General features: G+C 38.6%; 28 protein-coding genes and 3 pseudogenes. 4 read left to right on the forward strand and 27 right to left on the reverse strand.

The window, feature by feature from the left end; all coding sequences use genetic code 11:
* Position 1: 1 nt before the first annotated feature.
* From spoIIIAE to spoIIIAA, 5 genes are read right to left on the reverse strand one after another with little or no spacing between them, the layout of a single operon-like run.
* On the reverse strand, positions 2–1204 hold the full coding sequence (spoIIIAE, locus tag ACZ5XR_RS19610; RefSeq protein ID WP_464498074.1) for a stage III sporulation protein AE: 1203 nt from the start codon (positions 1202–1204) through the stop codon (positions 2–4).
* An 18-nt stretch (positions 1205–1222) separates the two neighbouring features.
* On the reverse strand, positions 1223–1612 hold the full coding sequence (spoIIIAD, locus tag ACZ5XR_RS19615) for a stage III sporulation protein AD (protein WP_464502384.1): 390 nt from the start codon (positions 1610–1612) through the stop codon (positions 1223–1225).
* 16 nt (positions 1613–1628) lie between these two features.
* Entirely contained in the window at positions 1629–1832 is a 204-nt protein-coding gene (spoIIIAC, locus tag ACZ5XR_RS19620; protein WP_173070597.1) for a stage III sporulation protein AC, read from the reverse strand.
* Between the two features lie 11 nt (positions 1833–1843).
* Positions 1844–2359 carry a stage III sporulation protein SpoIIIAB gene (gene spoIIIAB / locus ACZ5XR_RS19625; RefSeq protein ID WP_464498076.1) on the reverse strand — a complete coding sequence of 172 codons (516 nt, stop codon included), beginning with the start codon at positions 2357–2359 and terminating at the stop codon, positions 1844–1846.
* A complete protein-coding gene (spoIIIAA, locus tag ACZ5XR_RS19630; protein ID WP_464498078.1) occupies positions 2360–3283 on the reverse strand; it encodes a stage III sporulation protein AA in 924 nt (307 codons plus the stop codon). It abuts the gene before it with no gap.
* A gap of 203 nt (positions 3284–3486) precedes the next feature.
* Between spoIIIAA and ACZ5XR_RS19635 the strand changes: the two genes are divergently transcribed.
* Entirely contained in the window at positions 3487–4134 is a 648-nt protein-coding gene (locus ACZ5XR_RS19635; RefSeq protein ID WP_464498080.1) for an SIMPL domain-containing protein, read from the forward strand.
* 284 nt (positions 4135–4418) lie between these two features.
* Here ACZ5XR_RS19635 and ACZ5XR_RS19640 read toward each other — a convergent pair whose 3' ends face one another.
* From ACZ5XR_RS19640 to ACZ5XR_RS19715, 16 genes and pseudogenes are all read right to left on the reverse strand, one after another.
* The gene (locus ACZ5XR_RS19640; protein WP_464498082.1) at positions 4419–4928 is read right to left on the reverse strand and encodes a TlpA family protein disulfide reductase; all 510 of its coding nucleotides are present in this window, start codon (positions 4926–4928) and stop codon (positions 4419–4421) included.
* Positions 4929–4987: 59 nt separating this feature from the next.
* Positions 4988–5113, reverse strand: coding sequence for a CcmD family protein (locus tag ACZ5XR_RS19645; RefSeq protein ID WP_464498083.1), 126 nt, complete (start codon positions 5111–5113; stop codon positions 4988–4990).
* Positions 5114–5125: 12 nt separating this feature from the next.
* Positions 5126–5890, reverse strand: coding sequence for a cytochrome c biogenesis protein (locus tag ACZ5XR_RS19650; RefSeq protein ID WP_464498084.1), 765 nt, complete (start codon positions 5888–5890; stop codon positions 5126–5128).
* A 3-nt stretch (positions 5891–5893) separates the two neighbouring features.
* Positions 5894–6574: a heme exporter protein CcmB gene (locus tag ACZ5XR_RS19655; RefSeq protein ID WP_464498085.1), complete on the reverse strand. Its 681-nt coding sequence runs from the start codon at positions 6572–6574 to the stop codon at positions 5894–5896.
* Entirely contained in the window at positions 6571–7275 is a 705-nt protein-coding gene (locus ACZ5XR_RS19660; RefSeq protein WP_464498086.1) for an ABC transporter ATP-binding protein, read from the reverse strand. Before ACZ5XR_RS19660 ends, ACZ5XR_RS19655 begins: the two co-directional genes overlap by 4 nt.
* A gap of 24 nt (positions 7276–7299) precedes the next feature.
* Positions 7300–8295 (reverse strand): hypothetical protein, encoded by a 996-nt coding sequence (locus ACZ5XR_RS19665; RefSeq protein ID WP_464498087.1) that lies wholly within the window; start codon positions 8293–8295, stop codon positions 7300–7302.
* Positions 8292–8666 carry a hypothetical protein gene (locus tag ACZ5XR_RS19670; RefSeq protein WP_464498088.1) on the reverse strand — a complete coding sequence of 125 codons (375 nt, stop codon included), beginning with the start codon at positions 8664–8666 and terminating at the stop codon, positions 8292–8294. Before ACZ5XR_RS19670 ends, ACZ5XR_RS19665 begins: the two co-directional genes overlap by 4 nt.
* Before the next feature lie 10 nt (positions 8667–8676).
* Positions 8677–9180, reverse strand: coding sequence for a cytochrome c-type biogenesis protein (locus tag ACZ5XR_RS19675; RefSeq protein ID WP_464498089.1), 504 nt, complete (start codon positions 9178–9180; stop codon positions 8677–8679).
* Between the two features lies 1 nt (position 9181).
* The gene (locus ACZ5XR_RS19680; protein ID WP_464498091.1) at positions 9182–11167 is read right to left on the reverse strand and encodes a heme lyase CcmF/NrfE family subunit; all 1986 of its coding nucleotides are present in this window, start codon (positions 11165–11167) and stop codon (positions 9182–9184) included.
* 27 nt (positions 11168–11194) lie between these two features.
* Complete coding sequence (locus ACZ5XR_RS19685; protein ID WP_464498092.1) at positions 11195–11659, reverse strand: cytochrome c maturation protein CcmE; 465 nt, start codon at positions 11657–11659, stop codon at positions 11195–11197.
* Between the two features lie 13 nt (positions 11660–11672).
* Positions 11673–12719, reverse strand: a complete 1047-nt coding sequence (locus ACZ5XR_RS19690; protein ID WP_464498094.1) for a hypothetical protein — start codon at positions 12717–12719, stop codon at positions 11673–11675.
* Between the two features lie 246 nt (positions 12720–12965).
* Positions 12966–13358: a c-type cytochrome gene (locus ACZ5XR_RS19695; protein WP_464498096.1), complete on the reverse strand. Its 393-nt coding sequence runs from the start codon at positions 13356–13358 to the stop codon at positions 12966–12968.
* 10 nt (positions 13359–13368) lie between these two features.
* Positions 13369–13818: a PCYCGC motif-containing (lipo)protein gene (locus ACZ5XR_RS19700; RefSeq protein WP_464498097.1), complete on the reverse strand. Its 450-nt coding sequence runs from the start codon at positions 13816–13818 to the stop codon at positions 13369–13371.
* A gap of 181 nt (positions 13819–13999) precedes the next feature.
* Positions 14000–14557 (reverse strand): elongation factor P, encoded by a 558-nt coding sequence (gene efp, locus ACZ5XR_RS19705; protein ID WP_464498099.1) that lies wholly within the window; start codon positions 14555–14557, stop codon positions 14000–14002.
* 22 nt (positions 14558–14579) lie between these two features.
* A pseudogene (locus ACZ5XR_RS19710) lies at positions 14580–15640 on the reverse strand (M24 family metallopeptidase).
* Positions 15641–15736: 96 nt separating this feature from the next.
* Entirely contained in the window at positions 15737–16234 is a 498-nt protein-coding gene (locus ACZ5XR_RS19715; protein ID WP_464498100.1) for a YqhR family membrane protein, read from the reverse strand.
* Positions 16235–16469: 235 nt separating this feature from the next.
* Here ACZ5XR_RS19715 and ACZ5XR_RS19720 point away from each other — a divergent pair, with 235 nt between their 5' ends.
* Positions 16470–17414 (forward strand): DUF1385 domain-containing protein, encoded by a 945-nt coding sequence (locus ACZ5XR_RS19720; RefSeq protein ID WP_464498101.1) that lies wholly within the window; start codon positions 16470–16472, stop codon positions 17412–17414.
* Between the two features lie 57 nt (positions 17415–17471).
* On the forward strand, positions 17472–17861 hold the full coding sequence (locus ACZ5XR_RS19725; RefSeq protein WP_464498102.1) for an SA1362 family protein: 390 nt from the start codon (positions 17472–17474) through the stop codon (positions 17859–17861).
* 16 nt (positions 17862–17877) lie between these two features.
* Here the strand turns inward: ACZ5XR_RS19725 and ACZ5XR_RS19730 are convergent, their stop codons facing one another.
* The 5 genes and pseudogenes from ACZ5XR_RS19730 to ACZ5XR_RS19750 form a co-directional block, all read right to left on the reverse strand.
* Positions 17878–18762 (reverse strand): patatin-like phospholipase family protein, encoded by an 885-nt coding sequence (locus ACZ5XR_RS19730; protein ID WP_464502385.1) that lies wholly within the window; start codon positions 18760–18762, stop codon positions 17878–17880.
* Between the two features lie 136 nt (positions 18763–18898).
* Positions 18899–19348 carry a C40 family peptidase gene (locus ACZ5XR_RS19735; RefSeq protein WP_464498103.1) on the reverse strand — a complete coding sequence of 150 codons (450 nt, stop codon included), beginning with the start codon at positions 19346–19348 and terminating at the stop codon, positions 18899–18901.
* Positions 19349–19661: 313 nt separating this feature from the next.
* A pseudogene (locus ACZ5XR_RS19740) lies at positions 19662–21455 on the reverse strand (vitamin B12-dependent ribonucleotide reductase); the annotation flags it as partial.
* 327 nt (positions 21456–21782) lie between these two features.
* Positions 21783–22565 (reverse strand): annotated as a pseudogene (locus ACZ5XR_RS19745) (ribonucleotide reductase N-terminal alpha domain-containing protein); the annotation flags it as partial.
* A gap of 340 nt (positions 22566–22905) precedes the next feature.
* Positions 22906–23742: a lipoate--protein ligase family protein gene (locus ACZ5XR_RS19750; protein WP_464498104.1), complete on the reverse strand. Its 837-nt coding sequence runs from the start codon at positions 23740–23742 to the stop codon at positions 22906–22908.
* Positions 23743–23939: 197 nt separating this feature from the next.
* Here ACZ5XR_RS19750 and ACZ5XR_RS19755 point away from each other — a divergent pair, with 197 nt between their 5' ends.
* A complete protein-coding gene (locus tag ACZ5XR_RS19755; protein WP_464498105.1) occupies positions 23940–24323 on the forward strand; it encodes a rhodanese-like domain-containing protein in 384 nt (127 codons plus the stop codon).
* A gap of 401 nt (positions 24324–24724) precedes the next feature.
* Here the strand turns inward: ACZ5XR_RS19755 and ACZ5XR_RS19760 are convergent, their stop codons facing one another.
* The gene (locus ACZ5XR_RS19760) at positions 24725–24919 is read right to left on the reverse strand and encodes a hypothetical protein (protein ID WP_464498107.1); all 195 of its coding nucleotides are present in this window, start codon (positions 24917–24919) and stop codon (positions 24725–24727) included.
* Between the last annotated feature and the right edge of the window lie 23 nt (positions 24920–24942).

Genomic DNA, 24942 nt, shown 5'->3' on the forward strand with positions numbered 1-24942 from the left:
CCTATCTCATCATCATGGTCAAATTACCAGCAGCCACAATTACCGTTATACTTAAGAAAAACATGAGTGACACAATTCCAAGTGCCGCAAACACATAGATGACACTTTTGCTGATAATATCCAGGCAGGAAATGATCGGACCGCCACCCAATGGCTGTAAGATCGCGGCGGCAAATTTATAAATAAAGGCGATCATTAATATTTTGATGGCTGGAAAGGCTACAATGATTAAGAGGATGGCAACTCCGGCTATCCCAACTGTATTTTTTAAAAGCGCTGAAGCACTCACTACCGTATCAGTGGCATCAGTAAAGACTCGTCCAATGACCGGAATGAAGTTGCCGGTAATGAATTTTGCCGTTCTAATCGTGACGCCATCTGTTACGGCTGCAGATGCACCTTGTACCGAGATCACTCCAAGAAAAACCGTCAAGAATAATCCCATCAGGCCAATGCTCCAGTTTCTGATAAGCTGGGCAAGCTGGGTCACTTTATACTGGTCAGACATCGTACTGACCACACTTAATAACGCAGCTAAGAAAAGGAGCGGAAGGATAATATACTGCATAAACATGCCGCTCATATTCATTAAAAAAAGAATGACAGGATGGAAGAAAGCCGCTGATACCAGCCCGCCCGAAGCCGCAATCAGGGCAAGTAATAGTGGAATCAAAGCAAGGACAAACGATATCATCGTTCCAATGGCTTCATTCGTATAATTGATTGCAATATGAAAACTATTTAAAGCAATAATCACGAGGACCATATAAACAATTGCATAGGCAACCTTGCTAACCGCACTTGTTTCAAAAGCATTCTGCATCGATTGGAGAAACATACTGAATACTGTCAGCATGATCAATGAACCAAGCAGTTTCCCATTAGCGACAAACTCTTGAAAAGCAAACTTTAAGATCCCTTGTCCCCATTGTGAAAATGAAAATTTTTTATCTCCCTTAATAAAATCATAAAGACTGCCTTTTTGGCTTTCCGGCAGGAATCCCCCGTATTTATTGAGGATATCCTCCCAATACTGTTTAAGCTCTGTTAAATCCATTGTTTTCAGTTGGGAATTTACCAATTCTTGTGGTGAGAGAGGCTTAGAGGTTTCTTTGGTTTCTTCAGAAGCTGCATGGGCAACTGGAATATTCAAAAAAAGGAACATGAGAATAATTATAGGTAGGAACTGCAGCCTTTGCTTCATTTCTTCACCTCTTCTTAACTAGCTGGGGATCAGTTTTATAATCGTTTCAATCATTACTGTTAGAATGGGAATTGCCATAGCAAGAATTAAAATTTTTCCCGCTAATTCTATTTTGGAGGCTAAGGCACCTTGACCCGCGTCCTTCGTAATTTGTGATGCAAATTCAGCGATATAGGCGATACCAATGATTTTAAGAATCGTCTCAACATAAACCATATTTACTTTTGCATTCACGGCCAGTTTCTCAAGCATGTTAATAATTTCATAAATTTTGTCCACTAAGAAAAGAAAAATGGTACAGCCTACAAATACGATTAACAAAAAGGCAAAATTGGGTTTCTGCTCTTTAACAATTAGGGCAAGAAAAGTAGCTACGAGGGCCAAGCCCACTATTTTGATGATTTCAATGGCAGAGCCCTCCTTTCTATTGAAACAAGAATACTGATTTTATTTTTTGGAAAAGATCATCCACAATGGAGGCTACCTGAAATAATATATAAATAAACCCGAACAACGTCACCCACTGGGCATACTCCTTTTTTCCAACTTGATCGAGTACAGTATGCAAAAATGCGACAACAATTCCCACCCCGGCAATTTTAAAAATAATATCCACATCTAGACCCATCACATTTCCCCCTAGAATAATAAAATAGACAGTAACAATCCTGATAAGAATCCCAGACTCTTCACCATTTTTTCGTATTTGGCTTGGTTTTGAATTGCATCCGCCTCTTCTCGCTCTAAATGAGTAAGAGTCAGCATAATATGTTTTTGTTGAGAAATGCGGTCATGGCGGCCAAGGGTTTCTCCAAATTGCTTCATGATTTCAAATTCACCCTGTTTTAATGCCGTTTTTTTCCAAACTTCCTTTAAGCTGGTTTCCCAGGCTTCTTTTACTGTTGTTTCGGTATCTGTCAGCTTTTTAGCAAATGAATCAAAAAAAGATGAGAGAGGTTTTGAAAGCTGGCTGGAAAGTCTCCTTGCTGCTTCATGTAATGGCGTATGGCCATACATGATTTCCGCTTCCAGCGATTGTAAGGCCGAACGGAGCATCCTTAGCTGCTTCGGCCTTGCACTTAGGTTCTTTGAAGCCTCAAATCCTGTCCATGTCGTTGCGATTATGATAATTACGGCACCGAGGAGCTTAATCATTTAAGTCACTCTCGCTTTAAAATGAATTTCCTTACCGCTGGCATCCAAAATATGTGCAACGGTTCCAGGTCCATCTTTCCTGCTTAAGACAATGAAGCGCTGGAATATTTTTTGGTCAAGTATATCTTTTAAGGTTGGCCTGTTTTTTATCTCTTCGAGGCTAGTCCCATGTGTAGTCATAATTAGTCTGATTCCAGCATGAACGGCTTCTTGAATAGCTGCTGCATCTTCCTTGCGCCCGATTTCATCGACAATAAGGACATCTGGGCTCATTGAGCGAATCATCATCATCATTCCTTCCGCCTTTGGACAGGCGTCCAAAACATCTAAGCGATGACCAAAGGTTAACTGGGGAATTCCATTGACACATCCGGCAATTTCAGAGCGCTCATCCACAATTCCAACCTTACTGGCAGGAATCCCTCTTTCATGGTTTCCTGCTGAAATAATTCTGGCAATATCTCGTAACAAGGTTGTTTTTCCTGTTTGCGGCGGCCCAATCAACATTGTATTCAGCCAATTCCGATTGAAAATATAAGGAATACAGCCTTCAGCAATTCCCACTTTTTCCTTGGCAATCCGAATATTAAAAGAGGAAATATCTCTAATCGCCTTTACTTTTCCGCCCTCAAGAATGACCTTGCCGGCTAGTCCAATCCGATGTCCGCCAGAAACAGTAATAAACCCTTGTTTAAGCTCTTCCTCAAGGGTATAAATAGAGAAATGGCTTATTTTATTCAATAGATGAACAGCATCCTCAGGCTGTATAATGTACGATAAAAACCTGGGTTCACCCCTCAGCGACAATTCGATCGGCCTGTTGATTCGGATTCGAATTTCTTCCAATTCTTTAATTTGTTTAGGAGGGAGCTGGCCGATGGCTTCTACAATATTTTTCGGTAAAAATTTCAGGATCATTTCCACAAAGGTTCCTCCTCCTTGTTGTTCGGTATCTCATTATTTAAAATGTATGCCTGCTTGTACGCAATATGACTTTCAAAATCAGACAGTCTTTCAAAATATGCTTTTATTCTATTTTTTTGGTACTAATGATAGAACCAAAAAGGAATACTTCCGCCAATTCGGCCGTATTTTAAAAGAAGAAAATATGCAGGGGGAAACAAATATTGTATACACAGCCAAATAATGATATTCCGTTGATTAAGGTAAGGGGTGATGGAGAATTGGCCATTCAGCCTGATACAGCATCAGTGAACATTGGAGTTATAACCGAAAATAAGGAATTAATTAATGCCCAACAAAAAAATTCTGCGGAAATGAATAAGGTCATTCAAGCTCTTAGTTCTCTGGGGATTCCTAATAATCTACTTCAAACTTTCGATTACCGGATAGATTCAGACTACGATTATGAGCAAGGAAAACAGATTTTTCGAGGATATAAAATCTCACATATTCTTCAGGTGAAAATAGAAGATTTGTCAAAAATCGGAAATATTGTAGATACAGCAGTGCAAAACGGAGGAAACTATGTTTCAAATGTACAGTTCACATCAAAACACAAGGATTATTATTATCAAAAAGCTTTATCATTAGCAGTTTACAATGCTATCGAAAAAGCCAAAACAATTGCCAGTTCGATAAGAGTCACGCTTGACCCAACTCCTATTTTGGTTGAAGAAGGGGGAAGCACGATCCAACCCATCCTACAGCCACAGATGACATACGTTAAAGGTGTCACCTCCACTCAATTTGAGCCGGGTCAATTGCAAATCAAAGGTAGTATTTCAGCAGATTTCCAATATAAAAAGGATTGAACCACATAAAATGAGGGTCAATCCTTTTTATTGACTGTGTTAAAAGCGAATGTTGATTTTTTACAACCGTTGATTGGAGCGGAGGGCGCTCTCCTCCTCGAAAATGCTAACGCATTTTCTTCGTGCGGTGAAAACTCGAGGAAGTTTATTCAATGTCCTGCGGGATGAAGAGGTCACGGGAGACCCTGCAGGCCCCTAGAGCGCCGAGGAGGGTCCCGGACCTCCCCGCGGAAATCGAGGCCACTTCGCTGCAATCAACACCCTAGTTTAACAGAGCCTTTTTATTAATTATCATATTTTTTAACCATATTATATAATTCCATTTCCGTAAGCGGGCCATCATAGTGTTCTTTTATTATACCTTGTTTATTGATAACAAAAGTCTCAGGCTGTCCTGTAACATTATAAACTTTTGAAACCTTCGCATTATAATCAAATACATAAGTGGCAGGAGATTGATATTTTTTAAGAAATGCCTTCACATCATCCTTTGTTTCGCCTCTATTAATCATGACAAGTTTATATTTACTGCCGTAATCCTTTGCGAAAGCTTGAATTTCTGGAGCCTCATCCTTGCATGGGGCACACCATGTTGCATAATAATTTAAAACGACCATTTGACCACGAAAATCTGAAAGCTTTGTATTGCTGCCATCCAAATTTGGCAAGTCGAAATTGTAGGCTTTATCGCCAACATCCGTATGCTTGGCATGACTGACTAAACTATAAGCAAAAAAGCCAAACAACCCTATTAATAGAATCATAACGATTGATTTGATGATACGCTGGTTCATCTCAGAACCCCCTGACAAAAGTTATAAAGGCCTGTTAAGAAAACCAGGCCTATTCATTTTTACTTATCTAATTGTTTTAGAAATTCAATTTCTTTTTTAAGCTTGGTGTGCCGCTTTCCAACGATTAATAAATAACTGAAAATGATAACCCAAGAAACTGAATATGCACCATATACGAAGCCCATTTTAAATTCCTCCTATTTTTCCAATTCGTCACGTAATTTTTCTTTATATTGGTTAACTTTAATTTTCATATTATGAAAGGATACTCCACGACCCAGCAGATAAGCATAAAAGAAAGTAAAAGCCGTAAGTGTTGCCAATAGCGCTACCATCATATTGCCTTCAATTCCGCCGCCTTGCTGGGAAGGGCCGTTGCCAAAAACGATAGGATGAAATTTGGTTTGCCACCAGCGAATAGCAAAGAAAACGATTGGTACATCAACAAACCCGAGGATACCAAAAACTGCTGCAAGCCTTGCTTTTTTCTCCCAAACTCCATCCATTTGACGAATCATCACATAAGCCATATAAATAAACCAGAGAATCAAAGTCGTTGTTAAACGTGGTTCCCAAGACCACCATGTATTCCAGGATGATTTCGCCCAAATCGGACCAGTCGTTAAAACAATACTGGTAAAGACAATTCCGATTTCCGCTGACACATATGCATACGTATCAAAAATCCTTTTGCGCTTAACGATATATAAAATACTAAAAATAAAGGTTACAAAGAAGGCCAAAAACGCCACCCATGCCGAGCTGACATGAATATAAAAGATTTTTTGTACAACACCCATCGTTTTTTCAATGTGGGCATACATAAAGATTAGATAGATTGCTGCAAGAACAGTAACTACGGTCCCGCCGAACAAAATTTTCGGCACCAAGGATGAGCTAGTCGCTTGCTCCGAAACATACGTAGGCAGCGTCGCTTGCTCTTTCTCTAGATTCATACTCATCTCCTATACCTCCAATACATAATCAATTAGTAAAAAACATAGGACAAAAAAGATAACATCATAGGCAGTGACCAGTTGTACCCATGCCAGCGCACTCGATAATTTTTCCATATTCGTTAAAATAATTTTCGTTGCCTGCGTAACTCCAATTAAGATTGGACTTGTAATAGGAAAAAGCAATAAAGGCAGCAACATTTCACTACTTTTTGAGTTTGCCGCCAAAGCGGCCAGGAAGGTTCCTATTCCAATAAAACCAAAGCTGCCTATGAAAATGACTAAAATAAAATATGGAATGCTGCCGATCATATGAAAATCAAATAATAAAAACAAAAATGGAATCGAGACTAGTTCAACAATCAAAATCATGGTGAAATTTGCAAGAAACTTGCCTAGGAAGATACTTTGCGCCTCCATTGGAGCGACCAGCAGCCCTTGCATCGTATCGTTCCGCTGCTCTGATATGAACGACCGATTCAGTCCGAGTATCCCGGAAAAGACGATGATGACCCAAACTACTCCGGGTATAACAGCTTTGGTCGTATTATTGGCTGGGTCAAACGCAAAGCTGAATACTAAGATGACAAGCCCTGCGAAAATAATCATTGTAACTAATACTTGTTTTGTTTTTAATTCGGATAGTAAATCTTTTTTTGCAAGTTCGAGGGCGGTCCGAAATAGATTCATGAAACTCCCTCCACTTGCAGTTCGTATTTTTGGGAAACTCTGCTTAAAGAATGATCTTCAATTTTGAAGTCATCCACCATTTTTCCGTTTTTAATGATAATGATTCTGTCGCAAATTTCAGCAGCCTGCTTAAAATCATGTGTAACCATCAAGGTTGTGGTTCCCTTTTCCTTCATAGAAAGGATTACATTATTAAGGATCGAAATGGCACCTTGATCCAATCCTGTATGTGGTTCGTCCAATAATAAAATTTCCGGATCATGGATGATAGCACGGGCAATCGCGATTCTTTGAATCATTCCGCGGGAAAAGTTCTTGACTGGCTCATTTAAGAAGAAGGATAAGCCCACTTCTTTCACGAGCTCAACAGCCCTTTTTTCAACATTATTAATACCGTACAACTTACCATAGAAAACTAAATTATCTAATGGGGAATAATGATCGTAAAGCAAACTGGAATGGGGTAAGTAACCCAAAATCTTTTTTATTTGAATATGTTCCTTTTTTAAGTCCAATCCATTTATTTTCACATTTCCTGATGTAGGTTTAATTAAGTTTGCCAGGACCTTTAAAAGGGTGCTTTTACCTGCCCCGTTTGGCCCGAGGATGGCAACAGTTTCTCCTTTTTTTATGGAGAGGTCTATCCCCCTTAATATCAGCTTATTGTCAGCCTGCTTCGTGAGCTTCTTGATTTCAATCATTTGAAGGTACCTCCCATCCATGCCTTACTCAACAAATTGACGTAAGTTTAATTTAACTTGGATTAAATGCTGTTTATAGTCATCAAGCTTTGCATGATATTCCTTTTCCGACAAATTCCCTTCGCCAAAGTTCTCCTCTAATTCCAGAATTTTATCCATAATAGTTTTTTGCTTTGCCATTAACATCTGAAAAGCCTTTTCTTCCTTATCCGCTCCTAATCTTTCCTCCTCCAACCGCGCTTTTCTTTTAAAGTGGACAAAATAGGTAATACCAGCAATGATGATCGCTATAAACACTACCAGAACGACGTGTGGATTAAAGTTATGCAATGCTGATTGCTCCCACATGCGAATATGTCCCGGGTTATGAAACGGAGGTGCAGTTTGTGTAACTGTACTTGTTTTTTCTGTATTACTATTCGCTGTTGATTCCTGTGCTCCATCTGAAGAAGGCTGTTTGTCTTTGTTATAGACCATGGTAAAAGTCTGATTCACTTTTATGCCTTCCACACTATATTCCCAGTAGTTTTTATTATCAAAATTATAGAGTCCTTGATTGGAGGATTTCACTCCTTTAAACTCTACACTTCCCATCCCTTCTGGAACGAGGATCTGCATAATTTCAACGGGATAATCAAATTTGATATTGATATTTTTCCCTTTTGGTATTTGATAGCTGTATTGCAAACCAACACTTTGATTTGCAGGAATAGGGTCCGTTGTAACAAAACCTGTTGCAACTTTTTTATACGCAACTTTGCTATCCAAAAGCTTTAGGTTTGTTGCCCCATCTGGCAGGGTAACCTTAATGACTCCTTCCCCTTTTCCATCGCCATTAAAAACACTTGAAGATGTATTCGTATAATCAGACATGTTCGAAATATTAGTAGAACCATCTTCTGCAGGACTGACCACAATATAATTTAAATCCAGAGAAACTTTTGAGTTTGCTGCTGCTAATCCGGAAATTGGAATAAGCAGCATTAGTCCAAGGAAGAGGACTGTGATTTTCCTGATCACTTTCCTTCCCCCTTTTTCTTTTTATAGGTTTTCATTGTTTCTTCGATTTCTTTTTCCACTTCTGACATTAAATCTTTATCAATTTTATTGACTATTACTTGTTCTTCTTCTTTCATAATCGCAGCCACTTGTGCCTCATATTGTTTCTTTAAGTTTTGATAATCGGCATATGAGATTTTTTCCATTTTATATTCAAATTCCAGTTCATTTAACGTTGTCAAGAGAGTCTCTTTTGCACTAATCTGATCCGCTTTCCTACTGCCATTCAAGAAGGAATCCCACTTAAATAACGGTGAAATGCTTAAATATAGACAAACCAACAAAAGAGCCATGGTAAAAATCATTGAAACGATTGAGATATCGTGCATCATGTTTCACATCCTAAAGATACTTTTTACGTTCCTCATCAATCATCGAGGAAAGGATTTCCCCTTCTACTTCATCCTTGTCAGAGTCATGATCAATGATTGGTTCATCAATGGCTTTTTTCTTCACCCATTTACGAATGATAAAAAACAATGACACGGCAGCCAAGCCCAATACCACAAATGGGAGAACCCAAACTGTTAAGCTGAAGCCGCTTTTCTCCGGAGCAGTCAAAACCTCTTCCCCATAGATATTGACATAATAGGCACGAATTTTATCCTTATCCCAGCCCTTATTCATCATACCAACAAGGTCCTTTTTAAATTGTTTCGTCAGGCTGCATGTATTGGGGTCACATTCATAATGATCCTGACCACAACCGCACGTGCAGTTAAATTGTGAAGCAACTGCTTTGAATGCCGCGGATTTATAATCAATTTGCTTTGCTTCTGCCATGGTGTTTGATGCCAGTAAGATAAAGACCATAATGAGGAGACCAATAAAAGTTTTATTTTTCATATTAAGCTACCTCTTTACGCACTCCTGTATATCTTGGAGTGATATTTTGATATTTTCCATTCCAAACGGCAAACAGAGCACCGATGACAATCATGAACGAACCGATCCATAACCAATCCATCATTGGATTTACTTTTACAACAAAAGTTGCCTTTCCATCGTTTTCCCAGGCGCTTAATACAATGTATAAATCTTCTTTTAAAGAGGAAATAATCGCTACTTGTGATGATGGCTCTGAATCTGCGTTATTATAAAATATTTTTTGAGGTTCATACGATCCAAGTCTTTCACCATTTTTAAATACTGTGACATCTGCATAAACAATGTCGTTGCTGTTTTCTTTCTTCTGGTCAAGACGATCATAATTAATCCGGTAGGCCCCAATATCAATTGAACCGCCTAAAGGGACAGTTTTCATCGTTTGCAGGTCATAGTTTTGCGACCCGATAATCCCCATTGTGATAAAAGCAATTCCTAAGTGAACAAGGTACCCTCCATAGCGGCGGCGGTTTTTAATCATCAGTCTGTACAAGGCGACAAACGGGCTTTCCTTCGTCATCTTTCTTCGTGCCTTTACCCCTTTGTAAAACTCTAAAAAGTGTGTAATAAATAATAGAATAATAACTCCATAACCAATGACGGCCCATGCTTTTTGAATACCAAGCACCACCATTAGAATCATGCCTATAACTGCAAGAATAGCAGGAATCATGAAGTTTTTTCTTAGATTTTTGACGGTTGACCGCTGCCAGGCAAGCAATGGACAGACAGCCATTACAAACATCATCGATAATAGAATAGGTGCTTCCACTGTATTAAAGAATGGAATCCCGACCGTTACTTTTGTGCCGCGAACTGCTTCAGAAACAAGCGGGAAAATCGTGCCCCAGAATATAGCAAACGCCGCTCCGACAAGTAAGAGATTGTTAATTAAGAAGCTGCTTTCTTTTGATACAAATGATGTAAATTCCCCTGCGCTTCTTTTAAGAAGGTTGTATCTGCTCATTAGTACATAAAGTGCTCCAATTACCGCTACTCCCATGAAAATAAGGAAATATAATCCTAGATTTGAATTAGCAAATGCGTGGACTGAGGTTAGTACTCCACTGCGAACCAGGAAGGTACCAAACAACGTAAGCGCATATGAAACGATAATTAAACTGATATTCCAAACCTTCAACATATTTTTTCTTTCTTGAATCATCACGGAGTGCAGAAACGCTGTCGCTGTTAACCATGGCATAAAGGAAGCATTTTCAACTGGATCCCATGCCCAGTATCCGCCCCAGCCAAGTTCTACATAAGCCCACTGAGCGCCAAAAATATTTCCAAGACTTAAGAACAACCAGGCAATAATCGTCCAGCGTCTTGTCATTTTAATCCAGAAATCATCAACATTTTTCATAATGAGTGCAGCCATTGCAAAGGCAAAAGGTACGGAGAGACCAACATAGCCAAGGTAAAGTGTAACCGGGTGTATGATCATCCCCGGGTTTTGCAGCATTGGATTCAAGCCCCTGCCATCCGCAGGTACACTAGTTAAAAGGGCAAATGGTTTTGCCACAAAACCAAGAATGAAAAAGAAGAAAACCGCATTTGCAAGAAGAATCGCAGAAATGTAAGGAACCATTGGGTTTCCTTTCATTTTTCTTGAAAAAATAATCATCACAGCGTAAAGCGTTAAGAAAAATGTCCATAATAACAAGGATCCTGCATTTCCTGCCCATAATGCCGTTAACTTATAGATAATGGGCAGATCACGGCTCGTATAATCCGTTATATATTCATATTGAAATTGGGACGTTGCTAAAAGATAAAACAAGGAAAGCATTGCGAATGCTGCACAAACAAATAAAGCAATCATTGCTCCTTTGCCACTGTTTACAAACTTTTGATTCTTTGTACTTATCCCCAGAGTTGTTATGAGGAGTGCGTATATAGCAACCGCTAATCCGAGATAAATTGTTGCGTTTGCAAATAAATACATTTCGTTCACCTTCTTATAGTCTGCCTGTTAGTTTCCTTTAGGAGGCACATTTGTCTTTTCTTTATGTGTTTTAGGATCATAATTCTTTGGCATATCTTTAACATTCTTGCCTTCATATTTGGAAGGACATCTTGTTTTTACTGTTTCTGCCTTAAAGTGGTCTTTGGTTGTTGGAGACCCTTGCAGGATTGCGATAACACCTTCTGAGAAATTATCAGGCTTTGGCCCGTTATAAAGGACGTGTAATAAGTCACCTTGATCGTCCTTAATATCAAATTGCAATTCAATTTTTTCAGGATTCCATTTTATTGATTTCTCGATAATATTACCTTGAACGGTTACATAATCATGTTTGTGCTGGTCTTGTGTTGCTATTAACTGTTTCAATGTTAGTTCAACACCACTGGAGCTAGGCGTGGCGGCCATGAGGAGGAAGACAATAGCTCCAGCAATAATGAATCCCCCGATAATAACCATCGTGTTTTTTTTCATTCTATTCACCCCGTTAAACCAATTTTTTCATTTCTTCCTCATACGTTTCTTGGTCAATTTTCCCCGTTAAAAGCTTTTTCCGTAATTCCTTTTTCTCATCTGCATGAAGTGATTTATTATCCTTTTTGGCAGGCTGTTTTACATTCTGCTGTTTGTTTAGCTTAGTTCCTTTTGGACTGGATGGCTTCTTTCCTTTTATGCCGAAGTAAACAAAAACACCTGCAATAATAATCGCGATTCCGATAATCAACGATCCCCCAATACCAATAATTGGTTGGTTTGTATCGTTACCGCTTGTTGAAACTTGATTTGTTGCCGTTCCATTTTGGACACTTTTATGCGTACTATCATTTGGCGGCTGCTGTTTATTAATCACTGCCATGGTTGATTCTGTTCCATCCTTTTTATAGGAGAAGGAATATTTTAGGGATTCACCAATTTTTACGTTTTTATATTGGTAATAATAGAGGTCCTCCCCATATTCACTCTTGGTTGCATTTTGTGATTTAGGCTCCAACTGGATATTTTTAGCATTCATTGGAGCATAAAAAATGACATTTAGCTCATCAATTGTTGCTTTGTTGGCAAGTTCATATGTAAAACTCTTTTTATCCTGAACTGCAATGGTATTGGTATAGTACTCGATGACAAATTTATAAGTCTGGTTTTTTTTAATCGGCTTCGCCGGTGTCCATGAGACAATTCCCTTTTCTTTATCTACTACATATGAACGCTCCACCTCCGGCTTATTGGGATCAGGGAACTCTGCTACTAAATTCGTTTCAAACCCCTTATCCTTTGCCGGAATCGGTATTTCAATTTTCCCATTATAGTCTTGACCGCTTTTATTTGTAATGGTCCCGTACTGGCCGACTAGTAATGATGGAGTATTTTTTGGCCAATCCAGAGGATAGTCAAATTCCGGCATAACCTGAATCTGCATTTCCTTAAATGGAAATTTTTCCGGCTGAAATCGTGTCTCAGCACTTGCCTTAGTAATGACAAAACTGGATAAAAATAATGCGATTAAGAAAAACGTCATCAACTTTTTGATACGCATATAAATCCTCCTTGAAGTGAAAAACCCATCACCAGAATCTACTATTTTTCACTATAGTCCTCTTTGAAATAAATATAATCGTAATACGACCTTTATTGTCGGCCCACTCTTGAACATTTTGTTAAACGCCTAAAATCGTTATGTTTTTGTCAAAAAACCACAACAAATTGTTCACAAATGATTTTGTAGGAAAATAATCGACATAAAAAAAACCTCGCCGATAAAAGACAAAGGTTTTTTCCTTTATTACTCCTTATGAGATTGTAAGGAACGGATATATGAAACAATATCGGTAATATCTTCTTTTTTTAATTGCCTCGCCCCATCCAAACCTTTTAAGGAAGGACCCATTCTAGTACCTTTCCTCCCAAAAGCAGTGGTAGTCCAAATTTGCCGATCGGATGTAGTCTTCAAGTAATGTGGAGTAGAAAGAGCCGGTCCCATTTTCTTTATTCCTGCCCCATTTTCACCATGACAGGTAAGACAGTACAATGTATATAGCCTCTTGCCATTATATGCATTACCACTGATCGTTTTGGGAACATCCAATTTGTTTTTATTATGGAAATATTCATTATACATAACCACACTAATCCCAAATAACGCCAATATAAAAATTCCAAATAATATTTTCTTCATGGGTATTCTCTTACTTAGGTTCGGACGTTGGAGTTCCGTCACCAACGTCCTGATACTTTTCGGTGATTAATTGATAAATCTCCTTTGGACTTTTCCCTTCAAGATGCATTTCCACTGAATCCCTGGCGATATCGATACAAGTATCACATCCAATTCCATGGGAATCCCATTCTTCAACCGAATTGTTAGCACCCATTTTCTTTACGAAGCAATCAAGATTGCTCTTATGCCCCTCCACCACGCATCCACAATAACATGGCACATTGGCGACCACCTCTGGATATTTTGCTGCCATCATATAAGTTTCTTGCACTTTTTCAGAGGAATTTAACACATAATCAGGAAAAGGTTGGTTTTTTTTATCAAGCGTCCATTTTTCCTGGCTTATTTTGGAACCGCAACCTGCTAAAATTAGGGACATGGCCATGCAGAAAATGAAAAAAGAAAGGATTTTTTTCATCTTTCTATTCCCCCTTTCAGTTAATATTTTTCAAGTTTATTTTAGCAAAATCATTTAATCATATAGCTTATAATTCTTACTATTTGGTGAAGTTTACTAATTGTTCAAAGCTATATGGCTGGAATTTCACAAACTATACAAAAAAGCCTTTAACCGAGAATTGGTTAAAGGCTTTTTTTCTTTATGCACGTGATACGTAGGATGCTTCTGTTGTATTGATAATTAACTTGTCCCCTTGGTTTACAAAGAAAGGAACTTGAACGGTTAATCCTGTCTCAAGTGTAGCAGGCTTTGTACCGCCGGAAGCAGTATCTCCTTTAATCCCTGGCTCTGTTTCTGTTACTTCAAGAACAACTGTGTTTGGAAGTTCAACTCCAAGTGTTTCACCTTGGAACATCATTATGAATACTTCCATATTTTCTTTTAGAAACTTTAATTCGTATTCAATACTGTTCGCTGGCAGTTCAACCTGCTCATATGATTCCATATCCATAAATACGTGCTGGTCACCGCTAGCATATAAATATTGCATTTTGTTATTGTCAATTTGTGCCTTTTCCACTTTTTCACCTGCACGGAATGTTTTTTCCTGTACAGCACCTGTACGAAGATTACGAAGCTTCGAACGAACAAATGCAGCACCTTTACCTGGTTTTACGTGCTGGAAATCCATAACGCGCCAAAGGCCGCCATCAACTTCAATTGTTAAGCCTGTTTTAAAATCATTAACAGAAATCATGCATTAAATCCTCCAATGTCTATTACAAAATAATAAGTTCTTTTGGTGATTGAGTAAGTGCTTTATTTCCATCCTGGTTATTACGGTATCATCTTCAATCCGAACTCCGCCAAGACCAGCGATATAAATCCCCGGTTCACATGTAACAACCATCCCTGGTTCTAATACAATTTTCGAACGGGAAGAAAGAGCAGGACCTTCATGAATTTCCAAACCGATTCCATGGCCGGTTGAATGACCAAAGAATTCCCCATACCCTTTTTCAGTGATGTAATCCCTTGTTATTGCATCAGCTTCAATACCAGTTATTCCCGGTTTAAAACCTGCCATGCCCAGCAACTGTGCTTCAAGAACAATTTGATATATTTCTTTCAGTTTGGCATCAGGTTCACCAACGGCTACAGTTCTTGTGATGTCAGAGACATAGCCCTTGTAATAAGCTCCAAAATCAAGAGTAACAAAATCTCCTGTTTCAATAACTTTGTCACTTGCAACCCCATGTGGCAGTGCAGAACGATATCCGGAAGCAACAATGGTATCAAAAGAAGAAGATGTTGCTCCAGCTCTTCTCATAAAAAACTCTAATTCATTCGATACCTCAAGTTCAGTCTTTCCGGGACGAATGAATTCGATAATATGTTTAAATGCCGCATCAGCAATATCCGCAGCTTCCTTTATTATCTTAATCTCTGACTCCGTCTTAATCAAGCGTAATTTTTCAATTAAACCTGCTACCGGAACAAGCTCTGACTGAATTTCCTTTTGAAAGGTTTTAACTGAAGAATATGTTACATAATCTTCTTCAAATCCAAGCTTTTGAATGCCAAGTAATTTTGCCTGGTTTGCTACTTCTTCAGGAATGGTGCTCGAGAACTTAATGATTTCAAATCCTTCGCACTGTTTTGAAGCCTGCTCCATATAACGGAAATCAGTAATAAATAGAGCCTTATCAGCACTAATTAAAACAACTCCGGCTGTTCCGGTAAAATTTGAAATATAACGGCGATTATATGGACTTGTAATTAAAATTCCATCAATACCATTGGCTGAAAAGCTTGCTCTTAATTTTTCTAATTTTCCCATCAGTCTTTCCTCTCCTTTAAAAGGCGGTCTTATGTATTGAACTTTAGCAACCAAAATTATTTTATCATATCGCTTCGATTACGACTAATCCTGTTTCTAGGTTGCTGCTTCTTTATTCTTATGAAAATTCAACTGATACTCGTAATTAATGGAATAACCAATGAAAATTCCATATACGATATATAAACAAATAGATGTAATGACAGTATCTCTACCCAGATTTAAAAATGGCTTTATTCCAGGAAACAACGGATTTAAAACCAAAAAAACTAGCAAAAATAAGACAATTCCGTACCCAAGGCCAACCCAAATACCATTAAATCTTTTTAAAACAAGATAATAAATAAATGCTGCTCCCACTGAAAAAATCCCCATTATAATAATGGAAATGATTGTACCCAGCCATTCATTTTTCCAATAACCAAGTGCCCATGGTTCGAGGATTACATTAGGGCGAATTTCTGTGAAATTAAAATAGTATGCCAACCAGCCTAATGAACTCCAAAAAATCCCTCCAAATAAGCCTGTCCAAAAAACCATTGCCGAAAATGACATTGTTTTGGGATCATTCATTTCTTTTTGCTCGTTTACCATGGAATGAACCTCCTTTTCTTTAATCCATTGGAATTAAGAGCCTTTTTGATGTACTACCGTCTATTATGCCCTTAGGACTTCAATCCATTGCATGCAAAAAATTTTTTGTAAATTTAATTGGAATTATTATTACATTCCTAGAGGTTTTTTCGCTTTTCTAGTAGAATAAATTATGTACATACAGATTTATCTTTTCTGCTTGTGTGCAACTATCGTATAGGTTGGTGTAATGTACATGTCCAATTCTCAAAAACCAGTTTACGGCGGCCAAGCGGTTGTCGAAGGTGTTATGTTTGGCGGTAAACATCATTATGTTACCGCGATTCGCAGAAAGGATCATTCTGTTGAATATTATCGTTTACCTCGCAAAACAAATCCAAAATTAACTATGCTAAAGAAAATCCCTTTTCTTCGTGGAATTATATCCATTATTGAAGCAAGTGCTAATGGTTCAAAGCATTTAAATTTTTCCAGCGAAAGATATGATGTTGATCCAAAAGATGATCATACACTGAAAGAAAAGGAAGTTTCTAAACTATCCATGTATCTGGGAGTTGCCGTCATCGGTGTTATCTCATTTTTATTTGGGAAATTCGCTTTTACTTTGATTCCCGTTTTTTTGGCGGTCCTCACAAAACCGATTTTTCCATCGGATATGGCTCAAGTGTTAGTGGAAGGCTTTTTTAAGCTTATCTTACTGCTTTGCTATATATACTTTGTATCGCTTACTCCATTAGTAAAAAGAGTGTTTCAATATCATGGTGCAGAGCATAAAGTAATAAATACCTTTGAAAACGGAGTAGAATTGACAGTTGAAAATGTTCAGGCTCATTCACGCCTTCATTATCGCTGTGGAAGCAGTTTTATCATATTTACCGTCATTGTGGGTGTATTTGTTTACATGGCAGTTCCTACAACGCCATTATGGTTACGGGTTGTCGACCGTCTTGCTTTAATTCCGGTAGTTCTGGGGATTGCTTTTGAGGTCTTGCAGATTACGAACAAAGTAAGGGACATTCCAGTATTGAAATATTTAGGACTCCCGGGCTTATGGCTTCAGTTGTTAACAACCAAAGAACCGAATAATGAACAAGTAGAGGTAGCCATTCTTTCCTTTACTGAATTGTTAAAAATGGAAAAGGCGACTGAAGACAAGACATTAACAGAAGAAATCGTTTAAATCTTTTGTTTGTCGGGTTTAAAAGAATAAAAAAATGCTTATATTGCTTCTAGGGAGGTGGCTTTCTTGAAAAATCGGACATCCGCGCTGATTGTTGGTATACTTATCATCCTTGCTTTAGTTGGTATTGTCAGTTCCATAACAACAGATTTTCTAGGTTCTCTCAAGAGTATTGCTATCATTGCTATGATTTGCATAGCCCTATACCTTGTTGTTCGATGGTTTTCAAATACGAGCCCTAATAAAAAAGAGCAGCGAGCATTTCTTAAAGCAGCAAAAAGATCAAAAAAACGATTGCAGCAAAAAAGTGGAGAGCCACTAGGAAAGAGCTCTTCTCTCGGCACCCTAACCACCTTAAAGAAAAACAGATCAAAAAAGAAAGCTCCCGCTCATTTAACCGTTATCGACGGGAAAAAGGGAAAAAAGAAAAATCGAGCGTCATTTTGACGCTCGATTTTTCTTTTTAATAAGTCCATGTTTTTAAAAACCTTTCAGTATAAACCTTACCGGTTAGATACATATTCCTCTTCTTTTCTTCTGTTATCGAAAATTCGATTGTTGGCACCCAATCTGCGGGAATAAAAATAATATTTTTAGCATGTTTTTTAGAAATGTATCTGGCGTCATGCGCATCCTTCATCGTTTCGAATAGGGCACCAAATAATTGAATTCCATTCTGTATCCGATGCTTTTCATGTTCATGCTCACTCACATTTAACTTGATTCCTAAAACTGGTCTAATTTTTTGGCTCTCCTCATTTTCAAAAAGCCAAATGGGGAAATTGCTTAAAACGCCCCCATCAACGATAATATTAATTCCATCGATTGACCGCATTTTTACTGGCTCATAAAAATAGGGAATACTGCAGCTCATTCGGATTGCCTTCGAAATAGAAAAAGTCCTGGAAGAAATCCCGTATTTCTCCAAGTCATCCGGCAGCACGACCAGCTGTCCGTTTGAAAGATCTGAGGCAACTACTCTTAGCTTATTCTGCGGCAGGTCTGAGAATGTTTTTAGCCCTTTAGCCGCTAATTTTTCTTTCATCCAATTTTCAAATGCATCCCCTTTATATAAACCAAGCCTCCAATAAACATATATCCACTTTGCTAACGAAAATGGAATAAAGCTTTTTCGTTCATCAAGCATTTGTTTAACATCCAATTCATCAATCATTTGATGTATTTCTTGACTTGTATATCCTGCTGCAATCAATGCAGCAACAATCGCCCCAGCACTTGTTCCCGCCAATCTTTCAAATTGAAATCCTCGCTTTTCAATTTCTTCATAGGCCCCAATTAACGCGTATCCTTTTAATCCTCCCCCAGAAAAAACGCCGTCTATTTTCATGGCAGCCACTCCCAATGATGTACTCATTTTTACATCTTTAAGCAGATCCTTGTAAAAATAGTACGGCGGACAAAAAGAAAATTTTTAAGGTAAATAAAAAGAACATCGAATTGTTATCGATGCTCTTTGAGTTTGTCTATATACGTTTTGCTCCAATGTATCTTGGTTTCCAATAGCTGTTGCTTGTATAGGTAATCGATACGCCTTGTGAAGTTGAAGCCTGAATCATTTTACCGCTTCCAATGTAAATGGCAACATGTGTTGGTCTGCTTGCTTTATTTGGTCCAAAAAACATTAGATCTCCTACCTGCAAGGAACTTACACGATAACCCTTGGTATAAAACATTTGTGCCGCTGAATGTGGTAGCGATTTACCTGCTCTACCAAATGAGTAACTTACAAGTCCTGAACAGTCAAAACCTCTTGGTGTCATTCCGCCCCATACATATGGTACGCCAAGATTTGCTTTTGCTACTGCAATCGCTTTCGTATGATAGTATGCTGCTTCCGCCTTATCACCCATAGAGGTAAACATTGAACTTAAGGTAATTGCTAAAGCTAAGATTGCGATAAGTTTTTTAAACATTTGTTTTCCTCCTGGAGTGCCTGTTTTGTTATCTTTACTATACAAAATATGCTTAACAGACAAATCACAGGGATATTACAGTTGTATTACAAATTTCGACTTAAAGTGCTAAATTACTATCTATTCATGTCTTATTTGTAGTCCTTTTGTCATTTTATTTTTATTGCATAGGATTTTTCGACTGTATGAACGTTGGGTATGTAATATGATCCTTTGTAAATTTAGAGATATTTATTTTGCATTGCTAATTATCAACCTCTTAGGCCTAAATAAAAGAAAAGAAGCTGCCCTTAGGCAACCTCTTTAGACATTTTTATAGTCCGCATTTTAATTGAGCACCACAATCAGTGCATGTATTGCAGCCGCCGATTTCTTTTACTTTTCCTTGGCGGCACACCGGACAAGTATTGCCTACTTCCGATCCGATTGTTACATCCGTGGATCGAAGGTCACTGATTGTATCGACGAGGACAACATGCTGCTTCTGTTTATCATCAAACATTGATAATTGTTCATTTGTGTTATCTTCTGCTTTAAGGGTTAGAACTTGAGAATCACGTGATCCATCTACATAAACGGTACCACCTTTGGCCCCACCACGGTATAAACGCTCATAGACCTTTTCAACTTGTTCTACACTATACCCTTTTGGTGCGTTAACTGTCTTACTAATTGAGCTGTCAATCCAGCGCTGGATGACACATTGCACATCAGCATGAGCCTCAGGGGCAAGCTCCATGGCAGTAATAAACCAGCTTGGAAGATTATTAGAGTCTGCTTCTGGATGTTGTTCTAAATACTCTTGAACGATGTCCGCATTTACTTCGATAAATTTACCGAGGCGTCCACTTCTGAAATAGGAAAATGAGAAATAAGGTTCAAGCCCTGTAGAGACGCCAACCATCGTACCAGTGGATCCCGTAGGAGCAACAGTTAGTAAGTGTGAATTTCTAATTCCGTTTTCTAAAATAGATTGGCGGATATTTTCAGGCATTTTTTTCATATATCCAGTATCAATAAATGCCTGTCTCAAACGATTGGTTTCTTCAGTTGTTTCACCAGTTAAGAATGGGAAGCTTCCCTTTTCTTTTGCCAGTTCTACAGATGTTTGATAAGCAGTTATTGCTATTGTTTCAAAAACCTGATCGACAAGCTGGTTACCTTTTTCGGACCCATACTCGGTTTCACAGTAAATTAGTAAATCATGTAATCCCATTACTCCTAAGCCAACACGTCTCTCACCTAAGGCTTGCTTTTTGTTTTCTTCCAGGAAGTATGGAGTGGCATTGATGACGTTGTCTTGCATTCTGACACCAACTGAAACTGTTTTCTTTAGTTTTTCAAAATCAACTTGTTTCGTATTCTTGTCAGCCATTTCTGCAAGATTTACAGCTGCAAGGTTACAGACTGAAAATGGTGCAAGGGGTTGTTCTCCACATGGGTTTGTTGCTACAACTTTTTGACCATAGGCTTTAGCATTTGTCATGTCATTGGCGTTATCAATGAAGAAAATTCCTGGTTCAGCAGAGTATGTGGCACAAATGTTAATCAAGTTCCAAAGTTCTTTGGCCTTAATTTTTTTGTAAACTCGTACTTTGTGACCGAGTTTTTCCCACTCACGAACATCTCCAACTTTATGCCATTCTTCATTATAGACTTTCATTTCTTCTTCATCATAGTGTTCAACATAAGGAAAACGAAGTTCATATTCACTATCTGATTCAACTGCTTCCATAAATTCCTTTGTTAAACATACTGAAATATTCGCACCTGTTAAAAATTCTGGATTATGGACGGTAAATGTTCCTCCGACCTCCAGTTTTTCTTCTGCATCAGCGATAATTCCTTGGCTGAAACCGCCAAACCCTGGAATGTTTTTATAATTCACAATCCCCTGGTACATGGCCGTTTCTAGCATATTTAATGGTGTAAATTTCAACTTATCTTTCGCTTGCTTTTTGATGGTTTCATCTTTTGTATTTTCAATTAAGAATCGTAAAATTCTTGGATTTTGCATTTTTGAAATAATGAATTCTATGATGTCTGGATGCCAGTCAGCCAGCATGATCATCTGAGCTCCACGCTTTTTGTTACACTCAATTATTCGAGTGGCTAGGTCATTTCTGCCTAGCTCTCATGCTTTCACATGAGATCAGAACTATATCATCAAAGATAAAATCTTTGTCTCGTGCCCCGATTATTCCGTTACCAGAATAATGGTTTACTTTTTCCTTAGTTTTTAAAACTTTAGGAAATTTCAATAGTCGTTGAACGTTCATCTCCGTTTCCAGAGAAGCTTCGCTGCTGATTGCCCAATCCTTATCATTTTCAAACCTTCACGCTCACCGTTGCCGGTCACGTTGTGGTTGATAAAGCTCTAAGGGTGTTCCAGCAATTCACGAGATTTTAATCCCGCCGTTGGAGTTAGTTAACGGGACCCACCTTGCTCTACCAAATGCGTCAATTTCGCAATATCATCCAGCCATGATACTGACCCAGATGATTTACCATTTACGCCTCTTGCCAAGGTGTTTCTCGGTCTTAATGTTGAACCATTCGTTCCAACACCGCCGCCCCGGCTCATGATCTCCATTACCTGCTTCCGGTGATCGGAAATTCCTTCACGAGAATCTGCCACAAAAGGCATCACGTAACAATTAAAAAAGGTCACATCGGTGTTTGCTCCTGCACCATAAAGCACCCTGCCTGCCGGAATAAAGTTCATGTTCACAAGCTCGCTATAAAACTTTTCAAACCACTCTTTCCGTTTTTCCTCTGTTGTTTCCACTGATGCCAATCCTGTTGCATTTCGTTTTGCAATCTGTTCATAAAAAATTTCTAACGGTTTTTCGATTACATCCAGTGAGCGGTTGATAATTCCTGTATTTGCTTCTACACCATCAAGAACTCCTCGAAATTCCTCTTCTACTAAAACCTTCGCCTTTTTATTCTCCCAGTCGATTTCCTTGATGTATCCGAGTCCGCGAGCTGGAAATTTTGGATCCTCTTTAATTGTTAGAACAACAAAGTCGCCATTTTTGAGGGTAATTTTTTCAGTGTCTTTAAAGGTGTAACGGTCTAGCATGACCAAACGTGAAACACCCTTGTGAGTTATTTTCATATCAGGGGTAACTGGGTGTACCTGGGGAAATAAGCGGATCTCCTCATTCAACCTCTCGAAATCAATATTCATTTTTTGTCTAAACACAATAGACATGAGAACAACTCCTTCATAATTAAAGCTCTATCTTTTGCTAGATTCTAGATTGTTACGCTATATCTAGTTGTCTTAATATACAAAGGGTATCATATCTCGAAAAAAAATCAATATATAGTACCGAAAATATTTTCGACACTACTACATATTGTAATTTAGGCAAAAAACAAAAAATTTGTCAAACATAAAAGAAACTAGATTTTCGAGAGAATTAAAGATTTTATTTGTTTTTTGCGTTAAAACGAGTAATTTCTACAAATTTCACAGGTTGCTCTTTTTTAAAATAGGTCATTTGACATATGCTTATTGCCACAAAAAAAAAGCGGCTGACAGCCGCTATTTATCGTTTAAAATTCCACTCAACACTTTCATATCGCTCTTTGGCCAGTTTTTGAACATATGCCATTTCTTCTTCCGTTAACACATATGGTTCAAGTTCGATATTTAATCCCTCTTCAAAACCTTTATGGAAAGCCTCTTTTGCTTCCTCAAGCGTGATTCTTCTTGGACTAATCTCATTGATGGCTACTGCTTTATTTTTAAACGCTTTTTGCATCCGTTCTTTTACTCTTTCATTTGGATATTTGAATAAACTGAACAGTTTGTCCTCTTCCAGATCCAAGAGAATCGATCCGTGCTGTAAAATTACGCCTTTTTGTCTAGTTTGGGCACTGCCGGCCACTTTTCGTCCTTCGACAACTAGCTCATACCAGCTCGGGGCATCAAAACAAACAGCTGACCGCGGGCTTTTTAACGCGTCTCTTTCTTCTGCTGTTTTCGGTACAGCAAAATAAGCATCTAAACCTAAATGGTGAAAACCTTTTAAAATCCCTTCCGAAATGACTCGATATGCTTCCGTCACGGTTTGAGGCATTTCAGGGTGTTCTTCAGATACGATAACACTGTAGGTAAGTTCATGTTCATGGAGAACACCTCGGCCCCCTGTGGGTCTCCGCACAAAGCCAAGATGATGTTCTTTAACAGCGTCCATGTCTATTTCTTTATCAACCTTTTGAAAGTAGCCAATGGACAATGTTGCTGGATTCCATCCGTAAAACCTAATCACTGGAGGTATTTTTCCTTCACTGTGCCAATCGAGTAAGGCTTCATCTAAGGCCATATTAAAGGACGGGGATCCGTTTCCTGAATCAATAAAACGCCAAACTTCTTTTTTCATAATCAAGACCTCATTCTTATGTAGATTAGTGCATGCGAAATAAGTCTACCAAATTCTGATATGAATTCAAAACAAAATATTTCTGGTATAATATTATTTAGGCAGGAAAAGAAATATTTCAATGTATCTTTACTCATTAAAGGGTTCACTTATATAATAAAAGTTAGTGCAATAAAGCTTGAAAGGGGCAAAAGAAGTTGAGTTCACTTATTTCTCTATTAATCGTTATCGCAGCATTTGTTATCTATTCAGTCATCACCCATTTTTATCAGAAGAGGATTGTTACAACCCTATCTGAAGATGAGTTCCGTGCCGGTTACAGAAAAGCACAGCTTATTGATGTGCGTGAGCCAAATGAATTTGAAGCTGGTCATATCCTGGGAGCACGGAATATTCCAATGTCTCAAATGAGAATGCGTTCGAAGGAAATTCGTTCAGATTTGCCTGTTTATTTATATTGCCAAAGCGGAATGCGGAGCGGCCGTGCAGCACAGTTCCTCTATCGAAAAGGCTATAAAGACCTTTCACATTTAAAAGGCGGCTTCAAAGGCTGGACTGGAAAAATTAAAACGAAAAAATAATTTACTTGAAGGACTTCTGTTTTGGACAGAGGTCTTTTTCATTGCCTTGGAGGCCTTTTCAGGCAAAGTGGCTGATTTGCTTTGATCGCTCATGCTCTTTTTTCCTCTTCTCGGGCAATCCAGCCGCTCTCCTTTACCCGCTCATGCTCTTTTTCCTTCTTCACGGGCAGTCCAGCCGCTCTCCTTTACCCGCTCACGCTCTTTTTCCCTCTTCAAGGGCAATCCAGCCACTCTCCTTTACCCGCTCATGCTCTTTTTCCTTCTTCACGGGCAGTCCAGCCGCTCTCCTTTACCCGCTCACGCTCTTTTTCCCTCTTCAAGGGCAATCCAGCCACTCTCCTTTACCCGCTCATGCTCTTTTTTCCTCTTCTCGGGCAATCCAGCCGCTCTCCTTTACCCGCTCACGCTCTTTTTCCCTCTTCAAGGGCAATCCAGCCACTCTCCTTTACCCGCTCACGCCCTTTTTTCCTCTTCTCGGGCAATCCAGCCGCTCTGCTTGGACCATTCACGCCGTTTTTACTCTTCACGGGCAATGCAGCGGATCTCCTAAGATCGTAGAAGCACTCTTCAATTAACAAAATGAGGGCAGATTCCATTACAGAATCTGCCCTCAAAAATA

It is taken from the genome of Neobacillus sp. Fa239, from assembly GCF_055395235.1.